The sequence below is a fragment of the Micromonospora sp. NPDC050187 genome, assembly GCF_044459745.1.
Lineage (GTDB): Bacteria > Actinomycetota > Actinomycetes > Mycobacteriales > Micromonosporaceae > Micromonospora.
This window is the reverse complement of record NZ_JBITJH010000021.1, coordinates 43,286-55,640: the sequence shown is the minus strand read 5'-3', so window position 1 is coordinate 55,640 and position 12,355 is coordinate 43,286. Positions and strand designations below refer to the sequence as shown.

Sequence of the window (12,355 nt, the reverse complement as noted above, 5' to 3'; positions counted from 1 at the left end):
GTACGCGGCGAACGCGCACGGTCGGTGGCGGCGCGCGGGCGGTCGTGCCACGGTGACCCGGACGCCGCCCGACGGTTCGCCCGCGTGACGATACCCAACCACTCCGCCGAATCGCGGTAACCGACCCGCCACGCACCGATGGGATCATCCGTCGGCGGCACCCCGGGGTTCGACGGGGGGGTGCCCGCCCTCGGCCGTCCACCGGTCCGGGGCAGTGGCTCTCGTCATACGAGTAGCCTCGGGGCGTGTACCGGTTCCTCCTGACGCCACGCTGGCTGGGCTACCTCGTGCTGGCACTGGTCGCCGCCGCGGTGATGGTGCAGCTCGGCAACTGGCAGCTCGACCGCTACCAGGGACGCTCGGCGATCAACGAGCGCATCGACGCGACCGCGCGGATGACGCCGGTGCCGCTGGGCGACGTGCTCGCCGCACCGGCCGGATCGTCCGGCACGACCGGGGCCGTGCCGGACGCGGAGGACGTCTGGACCCGGGTCACCGTCACCGGCCGGTACGACGCGGCGAACTCGGTCTGGATCCGGGGGCGCAGCGTCGACCGCCAGGTCGGCTTCGAGCTGGTCACCCCACTGTTGCTGGCCGACGGCTCGGCCGTCCTGGTGGACCGGGGCTGGGTGCCGCCCACCCCCGGCGGGGACGCGACCGCGCGGCCCGAGCTGCCGGCCACGCCGGGTGGTGAGGTGACCGTGGTCGGCCGGGTCCGGCTCAGCGAGAGCGGAGCGGGCGCCGTCGAGCGGCGCGACGGTCGGTTGGAGACCCGCCGGATCGGCGTCAACCAGCTCGCTCGCGAACTGCCCTACCCGCTGCACGGGGCGTACCTGCTGCTCGACGAGCAGACCCCGGCCGCCGACCCGGTCTTCCAGGCGGTGCCGGTGCGGCACGAGAACAACTGGCAGAACCTCGGCTACGTGGTGCAGTGGTGGCTCTTCGCCGCGATGACGCTGGTCGCGTACGGCTGGGTGGCCCGTCGGGAGGCGCACCGGCTGGCCGGCGTCCGCCGCCCCTCGGGTGACCGGCTCGAGGAGGCCCCGGACGACCGGGTCGAGCAGCCCCCGGGCGACCGGCTCGAGGAGCCCACCCGGACCGGCCCGGTCTGACCTGCCGATCCGGCCCGGTCGGTCAGCCGGTGGACGGTGCCGGACGCAGGGCGCGGACGGCGTCGATGGTGTCCGCCTCGGCGGCGCTCTTGTCGTCGCGGTAGCGCACCACCCGGGCGAAACGCAGCGCCACCCCGCCCGGGTACCGGGGGCTGGTCTGCACCCCGTCGAAGGCGATCTCGACCACCTGCTCGGGGCGGACCCGCACCACGTGCTCGCCCCGCTCCACGGCGAGCGAGAGGAACCGCTCGGTCTGCCAGCGCAGCAGCTCGTCGGTGAGCCCCTTGAAGGTCTTGCCGAGCATCACGAAGCCACCGGTGGCCGGGTCCCGCGCGCCCAGGTGGAGGTTGGACAGCCAGCCCCGCCGCCGGCCGCTGCCCCACTCCACGGCGAGGACGACCAGGTCGAGGGTGTGCCGGGGCTTCACCTTCACCCAGGCCGCCCCACGCCGGCCGGCGTCGTACCGCGCGTCGGGGGACTTGACCACCACCCCCTCCTGGCCGGCGGCCAGCGCGGCGGTGAAGGCCGCCGCCGCCGCTTCCGGGCCGTCGACCTCCGTCCGCCCGACCAGCAGTTCGGCGTCGACCGCCCCGGCCAGCGCGGCCCAGCGTTCCCGGCCCGGCAGGTCGATCAGATCTTCGCCGTCGAGGTGCAGCAGGTCGAAGAAGTACGGCGTCAGGACGGTGCCGCCGGTCGTGGCGGCGGCGGCGAGCACGGCCGGGGCGACCGGGGTCCGGCCGGCGGTGCTGGCGGTGGTGCGACGGGCGGCCCGGCTGGACGTCTCCTGGAACGGCAACGGCCGCCCGGTGGCGTCGAGCCCGATCGCCTCCCCGTCGAGCACCAGTTCCCGGGCGGGCAGCGCGCGGACGGCCGCCACCACCTCGGGGACCCGCGAGGTGATCTCGTCGAGGCTGCGGGTGAAGACGGCGATGTCGGAGCCGGAGCGGTGCACCTGGATCCGGATGCCGTCGAGCTTGACGTCGACGACGGCGGGAGCCCCGGTGGCGGTGAGCGCGTCGGCCACCGTGGGCGCGCTCTGGGCCAGCATCGGGGCGAGGGGACGCCCGACCCGCAGCCCGAACCCGGCCAGCGCGGCGGCACCCCCGTCGAGGGCGGCGACCGCCACCGCGCGGAGGTCACCGGCGACGAGCAGGGCCCGGCGGACCGCGCCGAGCGGCACGTCGGCGGCGCGGGCGACGGCGTCGGCGAGCAGCCCGGCCTGCGCGCCCTGGCGTAGCTCGCCGCTGAGCAGGCCGACCAGCATGCGCTGCTCGGCGGCGGTGGCCGCGGCGAAGAGGGCGTGCAGCAGGGCCCGACGGCGGGCCTGGGAGCCGGGCCCGTGCACGGCGGCGATCTCGTCGACCGCCGCGTCGACCGAGGCCACGGTCAGGGTCGGCACGCCGGCCGGTGGCGGCAGGTCGCTGAGGCTCGCCCAGCCCACACCGGTCTGGCGCTGGCGCAGTTCGCCGGCGAGCCAGCCGGCGCCGGCCGGCACCTCCGCCGGGTCGAGCGCGCGCAACGCCTCCGCGAGCAGTTCCACCTTGGCCCGCCGGCCGCTGGTGGCGCTGACCGCGGCGGAGGTGGCCGCCAGGTCGAGGAACCGCACGGCTCCCATCCTGCCAGCCACCTCCGACGACACCGGCCATCCGCCGGAAGACCCGGTCGGGAACGGCTCAGGCCGAGACCGGCTCCTCGATCCGCAGGCCACGGTCCCGGACCTGGCCGGCGACCCGCGCCAGGAGAGCGTCGAGCGCGACCAGCGCGGTGGACAGCTCGCCGAGCCGCTCACGGAGCATCTCGTCGGGCCAGGCGGAGACGTCGACGTCCCCCAGAGCGCTGACCGCGGCCTCCAGCCGCACCATCACCTCGTTCGTACTCATGTTCGAGAGGCTAGCGTACCGGCGTCCCTGACGTGCCGGAATCCCGGAAATCGGACCGCGTGTCCGGTCAGTTCCGCTTGGTGCCCGCCTCGGCGACCTTGGCCAGCAACAGCGTCTCGGCCAGGCAGACCCGGGCGAACTCGCCGAGGTGCAGGCTCTCGTTCGGCCCGTGCGCCCGGGAGTGCGGGTCCTCCACCCCGGTCACCATGATCGCCGCCTGCGGGAACATCTCCTGGAAGGTCGCGATGAACGGGATCGAGCCGCCGATCCCGGTCTCCACCGGCTCGGTGCCGTCCCAGGCGGCCCGGAAGGCCGCGCGGGCCGCGTCGAACAACGGGCCGGAGCAGTCGATGACGCAGGGCGCGCCGTCGTGCTCCAGGGTGACCTCCACCCGTGCTCCCCAGGGGGCGTGCCGCTCCAGGTGGGTCCGGATGGCCTGGTACGCCCGCTTCGGGTCGTCACCCGCCGCCAGTCGTACGCTCAGCTTGGCCTTGGCCGCCGGGACCAGGGCGTTCGGGGCCTCGGCGGTGGCCGGTGCGTCGATGCCGAGCACCGCGACCGACGGACGGGCCCAGATCCGGTCGGTGATCCCGCCGGTGCCGATCAGCGACACCCCGTCGACCAGGCCGGCCTCCGCACGGAACCGGTCCTCCGGGTAGTCGACCGTCGCGTCCGCCGCGCGGGCCAGCCCCTCGACCGCCACGTCGCCCGCCTCGTCGTGCAGGCTGGCCAGGAGGCGGGACAGCGCGGTGAGCGCGTCCGGGACAGGTCCACCGAACATGCCGCTGTGCACGGCGTGTTCGAGGGTACGCACCTCGACGAAGCAGTTGACGATGCCGCGCAACGAGGTGGTCAGCGCCGGCACGCCGATGTCCCAGTTGGTGGAGTCGGCGATGACGATGACGTCCGCGGCGAGTTCGTCCCGGTACTCGGCGAGGAGACGCTCCAGGGAGTCGGAGCCGTACTCCTCCTCGCCCTCGATGAACAGCACCACCCCGACCGGCAGCGCGTCGCCGAAGGCACGCAGCGCGGCGACGTGCGCCATGATGCCGGCCTTGTCGTCGGCGGCGCCCCGGCCGTAGAGGCGGCCGTCCCGCTCGACCGGCTCGAACGGGTCGGACTCCCACAGGGACCGGTCGCCGACCGGCTGGACGTCGTGGTGGGCGTAGAGCAGCACGGTGGGCGCGCCGGGCGGGGCGGGCCTCGTCCCGATCACCGCGGGCTGGCCGCCGGAGCGCACGATCCGTGCCTCCAGGCCGCAGCCGCGCAGCAGCTCGGCCACCGCCTCGGCGGAACGCTCCACCTGCGCGTGGTCGAAGCCGTCGAACGCGATGCCGGGGATGCGGACGAGGCGTTCCAGATCCGCGCGGACGCCGGGCAGTTCCCGCTCGACGGCGGCCCGCAGCTCGGACTCGGTCATGATCGGAGTGGTCATGACCGGCATCGTATGCCGGCCTTACCGGGCCCGGTCCGGCGCACGAAGTAGTGCCGGCCGTCGTGCGGCAGGGTCGGCGCGCCGTCCACCACGAGGTCGACGCCGCTCGCCGTGCCGTCCCCGGTGAAGTGGGCCTGCTCCCCCGCGTGCCAGCGGCGCAGCTCGGGCAGGATCCCCGCGCCGTCGCGGGCCACCGCTCGCGTCAACCGCAGCCCGGCCGGTGCGGTGACCAGGACCGCCAGGGTCGTCTCGGGGCGGACCGCCCGGCGGGCCGCGCTGACCCCCTCCACGATCAGCACCGGCGTGACCGGCACCGGGACCACCCGGGGCAGGAACTCGCGGCGCACCCAGCTGTAGCGGCGGTAACCGCCGGGCCGGCCGGCGCGCAGCGGGGAGAGCACCCCCTCCTCCAGGCGGGGCCAGAAGGTGAACTGGTCGGCCCAGCCGTCGAGCAGGTCGTCGGTGTGCACCACCGGCGGCCGGTCGCCGCCGCACAGCACGGCCAGGGCGTCCGCGAGCCGGTCGGCGAAGACGCTCTTGCCCGCGCCGCTCGGCCCGTCGACCGCCACCAGTCGGGTACGCCCCAACCGTGCCGGCCGGGCCAGCACCCGCCGGGCCAGTTCCGCGTACGCCTCCACCACCGCCACCACGTCCGCCGACGCTACCGATCGGGTGGCGGGAGGGGGTTCGGCGCGCGGGTCGCCGGCCGGGTCGGCATGATCGGTTCGTGTCCCATTCCGTGATGAGTCCCGGTGTCGACGCCCTGCTCGAACAGGCGCGGGCCGGCATACGTCGGTTCACCCCGCACGAGACGATCCAGGCCGCCGGCCGGGGCGCACTCGTGGTCGACACCCGCACCGATCTGCAACGACGCGAGCAGGGCGAACTGCCCGGCGTGCTGGTGATCGACCGGACCGTGCTGGAGTGGCGGCTGGACCCGGCCAGCACCTGGCGGATCCCCGAGGCGACCGGGTACGACATGGAGGTCGTGGTGGTGTGCCGGCAGGGCTACAGCTCCAGCCTGGCGGCGGCGAGCCTGCGGGCGCTCGGGCTGCACCGGGCTACGGACATGGTCGGCGGGGTCGAGGCGTGGCGGGCGGCGGGCCTGCCGATGTCCGACCGTCCCGCCGACGTCCGTCACTGAGCCGCCACCGCCACCGCCGGTCGGGTCCGGCGACGGTTCCTGGCGGTCAACCGCCGAGCAGTTCGAGGGTCTGCCGCGCGTACCCGGTCAGGAGGGCCTCGGCGTCGACGACGGCCGGCGCGGTGCCGGAGTGACCGCTATAGCTCAACTGCAAGTGCAGCCGCCCCTCGACGACCCTGAGCATGCCCGTCTGCGACTGGACCTTCTGGCCCTCGCGCACGGGATTGTCCAGCGTTAGGGTGTCGGCGATGTGGATCAACGCCCGGTCGCCCAGGTCCGGTACGGTCCGCTCCGCCCCCCGCGAGGTCAGCTTCTTGGCGGCCGGGGTCGCCGCGCCGTCGAGGATGACGGTGACCTGGAGGCTGTAGACCCACGCGTTCTCCCTGTCGACGGCCGACAGCCCACAGCTCAGGCTCCGGTGCCGGGCCTCGGGGCGGACCGGTGTGTCCTTCGTCTGTGTGGTCGGGATGCCGCTCAGCGTGGTCAGCGGGGTCGGGTCGAGCTGGTCGCAGAGGTCGTCGACCAGGCGGTACTCGCGGGTCGGCGTGGGACTGGCGACCTCCGACCCCGAAGATCGGGATCCGGCCGCGCAACCGGCGAGAACGAGGGGCAGCACCATCCCGGCAAGCGGCCACCGGGCCGTCAGCGTGAGCATCGGCAGAGTCTCACACAGTCCTTTCAGGACGGACGCCCGGCCCTACCAGGACGGATGTCGGCCCGCATCCGGGCGAGCCGCCTGGCGGAGAGCAGATGGACCCGGCCCGCCCGGAAGGGACTTCGTGCGATCAGCCGGTGGGGGCGCCCGGAGGGATGAAGGGCAGGCCGGTCGGGGGACCGGACTCGACGAGCCGCCAGAGGGCGTCGGTGTCCAGGTGCTCCTCGACCAGGTCGCCGAGGAGGTCGAGGCTGCGTTCCCGGGCGGCGGCGAACGAGGTGGCCGGGGCCGGCCGGAAGCCACGCCGCCCGGCCTGTCTCGCCACCTCGGTGAGGAAGCGGCGGCGGAAGTCGTCGGACTCGAAGGCCCCGTGCCAGTGTGTGCCGTACACCGAGCCGAGCAGGGCTCCCTCGCTCCGGCCGTCGGCGTAGGTGAGCAGCGGGGGCAGGTCGGGATCGGCGGTGGAGACGTACCCGTGGTGGATCTCGTAGCCGTGGACCTCGACGTCGTCGAAGGCGGCCCCGGCCGACTGGCGGACTGTCTTACGCGGGTCGAAGGTGATCTCGACGGGCAGCAGCCCGAGCCCCGGCACGCTGCCCTGCCGGCTCTCCACCGGGTCGTGGATCGCCCGCCCGAGCATCTGGAAACCGCCGCAGATGCCGAGCAGGGGCTTTCCCGCCGCCGCGTGGGCGAGGACCGCGTCGGCGAGCCCGGTCTTCCGCAGCCAGGCGAGGTCGGCCACGGTGGACTTCGAGCCGGGCAGGACGACCAGGTCGGCGGCGGCGAGTTCGGCCGGCTCGACGGTCAGCCGGACCCGTACGCCCGGCTCGGTGGCGAGCGCCTCGACGTCGGTGGCGTTGCTGACCCGGGGCAGCCGGACGACGGCCACGTCCAGCCACTCGTCGCCGTGCGGGGCGGCCGGCCGGCCGAGCACCCGGCCGTAGGCGAGCGAGTCCTCGGCGTCCAGCCAGAGGTCGAGGTGCCAGGGCAGCACCCCGTACGTGGGGCGGCCGGACACCTGGCGCAGCATGTCCAGGCCGGGCTGGAGCAGGCCGAGGTCGCCCCGGAACTTGTTGACCACGAACCCGGCGACCAGCGCCTGGTCGGCCGGGTCCAGCAGGGCCACCGTGCCGAACATCGAGGCGAACACCCCACCCCGGTCGATGTCGCCGACGACGATCACCGGGAGCCCGGCGTGCCGGGCCAGCCCCATGTTGACGTAGTCGCCGTCCCGGAGGTTGATCTCGGCCGGGCTGCCCGCCCCCTCGCAGATCACCACGTCGTACTCGGCGCGCAACTCGGCGAGGGCGGCCCATGCCGTCTCGGCGAGCCGGGGACGCAGCACCCGGAAGTTGCCGGCGGTGACCGTGTCGACCGCCTCGCCGAGGAGCACCACCTGACTGGCCAGATCGCTGCCGGGCTTGAGCAGCACCGGGTTGAAGCGCAGGTCCGGGGCGAGCCCGCAGGCCGCAGCCTGCATGGCCTGCGCCCGGCCGATCTCACCGCCCCGGCCGTCCGCCCCGACCACCACGGCCGAGTTGTTGGACATGTTCTGCGCCTTGAACGGGGCCACCTTGACGCCCCGGCGGTGCAGCCAGCGGCAGATGCCGGCGGTCAGCACGCTCTTGCCGGCGTCCGAGGTGGTCCCGGCGACCAGCAACCCGCCGCTCATGCTGCTCTCCCTCTCCCTGCCCCGACCCGGGACGTCCCCGACCGGGTGCCACGGGCCGACGCCACCGTGGCCAGCGCCGCCCGCACTCGCCCTTCCGTGCCCGCCGGGCGCGGTACTGCCCGGCCCGGCACCGACCGGTCCACCGTCGTCGGGCGCGGCACCGCCCGACCCAGTGCCGCCCGGCCCAGCGCGACGGCGACGGCCAGCGCGAGCGCGGACCGGCCGACCGCACCGGAGATCCGGGCCGCCCGGCGCAGGTGCCGGGCCTCCGGCCGGGGACCATCGCCGAGGAACGGTCGCACCTCGGAGCGCCCGAAGTAGATGTTCCGCCCGCCCAGCCGCACCCCGAGCGCCCCGGCCATGGCCGACTCGCACTGCCCGGCGTTGGGGCTCGGATGGTCGTTCCGGTCCCGTCGCCACACGTGCCAGGCCCGCTCCCGGTCACCTCGCGCCACCGGGGCCACGGCCACGGTCAGCAGCCCGGTCAGTCGGGCCGGGGCCAGGTTGAGCAGGTCGTCCAGGCGGGCGGCGGGGGTGCCGAAACGGGCGTACCGGGTCGAGCGGTGACCGACCATCGCGTCCAGCGTGTTCGCCGCCCGGTAGCCGAGCAGGCCGGGCAGCCCGGCGACCGCACCCCAGAACAGCGGTGCCACCACGGCGTCGGAGGTGTTCTCGGCGACCGACTCGACGGTGGCACGGGCGAGTTCGGACTCGTCCAGGACGGACGGGTCGCGTCCGCAGAGATGGCTGAGCCGACGCCGGGCGGCCGGCAGGTCGTCGTCGCGCAGCGCCCGGCCCATCATCTCGGCCTCGTGGCGCAGGGTGCGACCGCCGAGCACCGTCCAGGTGCCGGCCGCCACCAGGACCGCACGGGCCACCGGTCGCCGCCGGGTGGCCAGCGCACCCGCCGCGCCGAGCAGCACCGGTACGCCGACCGCGAGCGCGGTGAACGCCGTGCCGGCCGCCCGGTCCGGGCGGTAGAGACGTCGCTCCAGGGCACCGGCGGCCCGACCGAACCCGGCGACCGGGTGCCACCGGCGAGGGTCGCCGAGGAACGCGTCCAGCGCGTACCCCGCCACCAGCCCGGCCGCGTCGGCGACGGTGACTGCCTGCCGCACCCGCACCACCTCCGGCCGGTAAGCCTAGCCTTCGTCACCCGGGCGTCCCGGTGCCCGGCGACCAGGTGACGGGAACGGGACGCGCCGGTGGCGGAGGGTGTCCGCCGACCGGAAGCACGGAGTCATTCCCCGCACCGGGACGGGGTGACGGCTCCGTTGCCGTCGCCCCGCCCCGGTTCCTCACCATGGGCCCGGTACTCAGGCCGGCACGGTTTCCCGCGTCCGGCCGCCGTCGACGCGAGCCCCGCTGCTGACCCGGCCGCCGCGCCGGGCCCGGCGCACCGACGACGTGGCCTGCTCCCCGACGGTCGATGGGATCTCCTCGGGCGGCTCCGTGCCCTCGGGCAGCGGGTCGAGTTCCCCGAACGGCACACCCGGGCCGGCCCCCGTCGCTCCGACGGTCAGGTCGTCCGCCTCCTCGGGCAGCTCGGCCAGTTCGTCGATCGGTGCGACCGACAGCTCGAGGCCCGTGCCGACTTCGGCGGTCGCCACCGGCCCGGACCCACCGTCCGGGGTGTCGAACGGGTCGGGGCCGACGTCGGGCGTGCCGATCATTCCGGCGGCGAACCCGGGCAGCCGACGCGGGTCGCCGGGCACCGGCCGGTCGAGGTCGTCGTCCAGCGGACGGTCGTCGAGGGAGACGGGCACCTCGTCGCCCGGCACCGGCTCGGTCGGCACGCCGTGGACGCGCCGCTCCGCCTCGGCGTCCTCCACGCTGCTGGTCGCCATGCTCGGGCGGTTACGCAGGAACCGGCCCCGCCCCCGGGCGAGGTCGTGCCCGACGGTGACCGCCTCCAGCTCGTAGAGGGTGCGCTGGTTACCGGCGTCGTCGATCCAGTCCCGGGTGTAGAGCCGCCCGGCGACCACCACCGGGTCGCCCACCATCACCGAGGCGGCGACCCCCTCGGCGAGCTTGCGCCAGCAGTTGACGCGGACCCGCAGGCTGTTGCCGTCGACCCAGCGGCCACTCTCCCGGTCGAGCCGGCGGGCGGTGGAGGCGACCTTGAAGTTGGCGACCAGCGTGCCGCTCTGCGTGGTTCGCCGCCACTCCGGTGCCGTCAGAACATTTCCGACTATTGTTACATAGGTGTCGAACATCCACCCCTCCAGGGGATCGGGACCTGCGGTGACGAGTCGACTCGGTGCCGAGCGTGTCCGACCGTCGTCCGGCGGTCCACCCACGTCCGCCGACCTGTGGACAACCCGGCCGGCTGTGGACAACGACCTGATCAAGGTCCCGGTGTGCTAGGTCCACCGGCCCTGGGCGGCCTGCCGCACGGCGGGCGACGATCGGATCGCCCGGAGTCGCCGGGGCGGTTTCCGCAGGGTGGAGGGCTGGGTATGGACTCGATCAAGCGGGGACCGTCCACGCGTACCGCAGGAGAAGCCGACGTGGCACGGGCCGGCACCGCCCGGAGGCCACCGCGCCGCGTCGTCCAACGGAAAGGTCAGCGACCATGTGCAGAACAGCCTCGTCCGGTACGACCGTCGCCACCCGGCGTGGGGTGACCCGATGAGCGCCGTCGCGAATCCCGCAACCGTCGCCGAGTGCCTGCGCGTCGGTGCCGGATTCTCGCAGGGTGACCGGAACTGGATCGCCGAGCAGTTCGCCACGCTGGACGCCCGACTGGCCTCGTTCCACGCCGACGCCACCGAGCTGGAGGTGTCGGTGAAGGACCGGGAGGCCCGGGGACAGAAGGTCACCCTGGAGTGCTGGATCGCGGGCCGGCAGAAGATCGTCACCACCTCCTCGGAGGATGACCTGCACGCCGCGCTCAACGACGTCCGCGACGACCTGCGCCGCCGGCTCAACGACGCCAAGACCAAGCAGGAGCCCCGGCACAACAAGCACCTGCGGGAGGAGGGCCAGCCCGGCACCGACGCCCCGCCGGCCGACGACGACGCGGAGGCGCCGGCTCAGACCGGCGTCGCCTAGACCGCACCGCCCGTCGCCGCCCGCCGGGTTTCCGGTGGGCGGCGACGTCGTGGGTATGCGAGACCGGCACGGGTCTACCGCCGGGTAACCTGTGGGCGTAGCGTGACCGGCGTGGAACCGGACGTACTCGGACCGCCCTTCGAGCGGTACACGATCGAGCTGGACCCCGACGACGAGGGGCCGGTCGTCGCCACCCTGGTCCGGTGCCGGGCCGCGCGCCCCAGTCGGCGGGCCGTGCTCTACGTGCACGGTTTCGTCGACTACTTCTTCCAGACCCACCTGGCCGAACACTGGACCGACCGGGGCTGGGACTTCTACGCCCTCGACCTGCGCAAGTACGGTCGCAGCCTGCTGCCGCACCAGACCCCGAACTTCTGCCGCGACCTGGGCGACTACTTCCCCGAACTGGACGCCGCCGCCACCTTCGTCCGCACCTCCGACGACCACGACACGCTGCTGGTGATGGGGCACTCCACCGGCGGCCTGCTCGCCGCCGTCTGGGCACACGCGCGGCGCGACGCCGGCCTCGTCGACGGGCTGCTGCTCAACAGCCCCTTCTTCGACATCAACGCGCCCTGGTTGGTCCGCCGCCCCCTCGCGGCGGCCGTGACCCGGCTCGGCCGTGGCGCGCCGCACCGCGTCCTCCCCTTCGGCCTGGGCACCGTGTACGGCGAGTGCCTGCACGCCGACCGCCGGGGCGAGTGGAACTACGACCTGAGCTGGAAGCCGCTCGCCGGGTTCCCGGTCCGGATCGGCTGGCTGGCCGCGATCCGTCGGGCGCAACGGCAGCTCCGCGCCGGGCTGGACATCCCGGTGCCGGTGCTGGTGGCCTGTTCCACCCGCACCTTCCGACGTAAGCGGTGGCACGGGTCGGCGATGCTCGCCGACGCCGTCCTGGACGTGGCGCACATGGTCCGCTGGGCACCCCGGCTCGGGTCACGGGTGACCGTGGCCCGCATCGACGGCGGCATGCACGACCTGACGCTCTCCGGCCCCGCCGTACGCGAGAAGGTCTTCGCCGAGATCGACCGGTGGGTCGACGCGGCCCTCGTCAGCGCCGGCCGCTGACCGGGGGCGGCACCGGGCTTACGGATCCGCTCCGCCCCGTACCACCGCGACACCCCCGGTCAGCGGTACCCTCTTGGCGCACACCCGGTACGGTCCGGCCCGCCGGACCACCACGCCATGCGCCTGTAGCTCAGCGGATAGAGCAGGGGACTTCTAATCCCAAGGCCGCAGGTTCGAATCCTGCCAGGCGCGCTGGACTTTCTCCCAGCCGAACGGCCCGCGTGGGGCTATTCGTAGAGCCAGCCCGGCGCGGCGAACTCGCCGCCCTACGCTGGCACCACCTCGACCTGGCCGTCGGCACGCTGACCCTCCGGCGCAGCGTCTACCTCGACGCG

12 protein-coding genes and 1 tRNA gene are annotated in these 12,355 nt (G+C 74.5%); 5 read left to right on the top strand and 8 right to left on the bottom strand.

Annotation, left to right across the window (positions count from 1 at the left end; all coding sequences use genetic code 11):
- Window positions 1–245 precede the first annotated feature (245 nt).
- Entirely contained in the window at window positions 246–1,112 is an 867-nt protein-coding gene (locus ACIBJE_RS25815; RefSeq protein ID WP_396752602.1) for an SURF1 family protein, read from the top strand.
- Window positions 1,113–1,134: 22 nt separating this feature from the next.
- Here the strand turns inward: ACIBJE_RS25815 and ACIBJE_RS25810 are convergent, their stop codons facing one another.
- The 4 genes from ACIBJE_RS25810 to ACIBJE_RS25795 form a co-directional block, all read right to left on the bottom strand.
- Window positions 1,135–2,727 (bottom strand): ATP-dependent DNA ligase, encoded by a 1,593-nt coding sequence (locus ACIBJE_RS25810; RefSeq protein WP_396752600.1) that lies wholly within the window; start codon window positions 2,725–2,727, stop codon window positions 1,135–1,137.
- A 58-nt stretch (window positions 2,728–2,785) separates the two neighbouring features.
- A complete protein-coding gene (locus ACIBJE_RS25805) occupies window positions 2,786–2,992 on the bottom strand; it encodes a hypothetical protein (protein ID WP_396752598.1) in 207 nt (68 codons plus the stop codon).
- 67 nt (window positions 2,993–3,059) lie between these two features.
- Window positions 3,060–4,427: a dipeptidase gene (locus ACIBJE_RS25800; RefSeq protein WP_396752596.1), complete on the bottom strand. Its 1,368-nt coding sequence runs from the start codon at window positions 4,425–4,427 to the stop codon at window positions 3,060–3,062.
- Window positions 4,424–5,077 (bottom strand): uridine kinase, encoded by a 654-nt coding sequence (locus tag ACIBJE_RS25795; protein WP_396752594.1) that lies wholly within the window; start codon window positions 5,075–5,077, stop codon window positions 4,424–4,426. The genes ACIBJE_RS25800 and ACIBJE_RS25795 overlap by 4 nt, the downstream gene beginning before the upstream one ends.
- Before the next feature lie 92 nt (window positions 5,078–5,169).
- Here ACIBJE_RS25795 and ACIBJE_RS25790 point away from each other — a divergent pair, with 92 nt between their 5' ends.
- Entirely contained in the window at window positions 5,170–5,571 is a 402-nt protein-coding gene (locus tag ACIBJE_RS25790) for a rhodanese-like domain-containing protein (RefSeq protein WP_396752703.1), read from the top strand.
- 46 nt (window positions 5,572–5,617) lie between these two features.
- On the opposite strand, the gene ACIBJE_RS25785 is transcribed toward ACIBJE_RS25790, so the two are convergent.
- The 4 genes from ACIBJE_RS25785 to ssb form a co-directional block, all read right to left on the bottom strand.
- Window positions 5,618–6,226, bottom strand: a complete 609-nt coding sequence (locus ACIBJE_RS25785; protein ID WP_396752592.1) for a hypothetical protein — start codon at window positions 6,224–6,226, stop codon at window positions 5,618–5,620.
- 130 nt (window positions 6,227–6,356) lie between these two features.
- A complete protein-coding gene (locus tag ACIBJE_RS25780) occupies window positions 6,357–7,898 on the bottom strand; it encodes a cobyric acid synthase (RefSeq protein WP_396752591.1) in 1,542 nt (513 codons plus the stop codon).
- Window positions 7,895–9,016 (bottom strand): cobalamin biosynthesis protein, encoded by a 1,122-nt coding sequence (locus ACIBJE_RS25775; protein ID WP_396752589.1) that lies wholly within the window; start codon window positions 9,014–9,016, stop codon window positions 7,895–7,897. Before ACIBJE_RS25775 ends, ACIBJE_RS25780 begins: the two co-directional genes overlap by 4 nt.
- 198 nt (window positions 9,017–9,214) lie before the next feature.
- Window positions 9,215–10,114, bottom strand: coding sequence for a single-stranded DNA-binding protein (gene ssb / locus ACIBJE_RS25770; RefSeq protein ID WP_396752587.1), 900 nt, complete (start codon window positions 10,112–10,114; stop codon window positions 9,215–9,217).
- A gap of 415 nt (window positions 10,115–10,529) precedes the next feature.
- On the opposite strand from ssb, the gene ACIBJE_RS25765 reads away from it, so the two are divergent.
- The 3 genes from ACIBJE_RS25765 (at window position 10,530) to ACIBJE_RS25755 (ending at window position 12,212) form a co-directional block, all read left to right on the top strand.
- Window positions 10,530–10,952, top strand: coding sequence for an HPF/RaiA family ribosome-associated protein (locus tag ACIBJE_RS25765; RefSeq protein ID WP_396752585.1), 423 nt, complete (start codon window positions 10,530–10,532; stop codon window positions 10,950–10,952).
- A gap of 111 nt (window positions 10,953–11,063) precedes the next feature.
- A complete protein-coding gene (locus ACIBJE_RS25760; protein ID WP_396752583.1) occupies window positions 11,064–12,020 on the top strand; it encodes an alpha/beta hydrolase in 957 nt (318 codons plus the stop codon).
- A 119-nt stretch (window positions 12,021–12,139) separates the two neighbouring features.
- Window positions 12,140–12,212: transfer RNA gene (locus ACIBJE_RS25755), tRNA-Arg, on the top strand.
- The last annotated feature ends 143 nt before the right edge of the window (window positions 12,213–12,355 follow it).

What these genes read in the sequence shown, in the direction of transcription:
- ACIBJE_RS25810 (WP_396752600.1), bottom strand. Translation starts at nt 2,727, where the DNA reads ATGGGAGCCGTGCGGTTCCTCGACCTGGCGGCCACCTCCGCCGCGGTC.
- ACIBJE_RS25785 (WP_396752592.1), bottom strand. Translation starts at nt 6,226, where the DNA reads ATGCTCACGCTGACGGCCCGGTGGCCGCTTGCCGGGATGGTGCTGCCC.
- ssb (WP_396752587.1), bottom strand. Translation starts at nt 10,114, where the DNA reads ATGTTCGACACCTATGTAACAATAGTCGGAAATGTTCTGACGGCACCG.
- ACIBJE_RS25805 (WP_396752598.1), bottom strand. Translation starts at nt 2,992, where the DNA reads ATGAGTACGAACGAGGTGATGGTGCGGCTGGAGGCCGCGGTCAGCGCT.
- ACIBJE_RS25780 (WP_396752591.1), bottom strand. Translation starts at nt 7,898, where the DNA reads ATGAGCGGCGGGTTGCTGGTCGCCGGGACCACCTCGGACGCCGGCAAG.
- ACIBJE_RS25765 (WP_396752585.1), top strand. Translation starts at nt 10,530, where the DNA reads ATGAGCGCCGTCGCGAATCCCGCAACCGTCGCCGAGTGCCTGCGCGTC.
- ACIBJE_RS25790 (WP_396752703.1), top strand. Translation starts at nt 5,170, where the DNA reads ATGAGTCCCGGTGTCGACGCCCTGCTCGAACAGGCGCGGGCCGGCATA.
- ACIBJE_RS25800 (WP_396752596.1), bottom strand. Translation starts at nt 4,427, where the DNA reads ATGACCACTCCGATCATGACCGAGTCCGAGCTGCGGGCCGCCGTCGAG.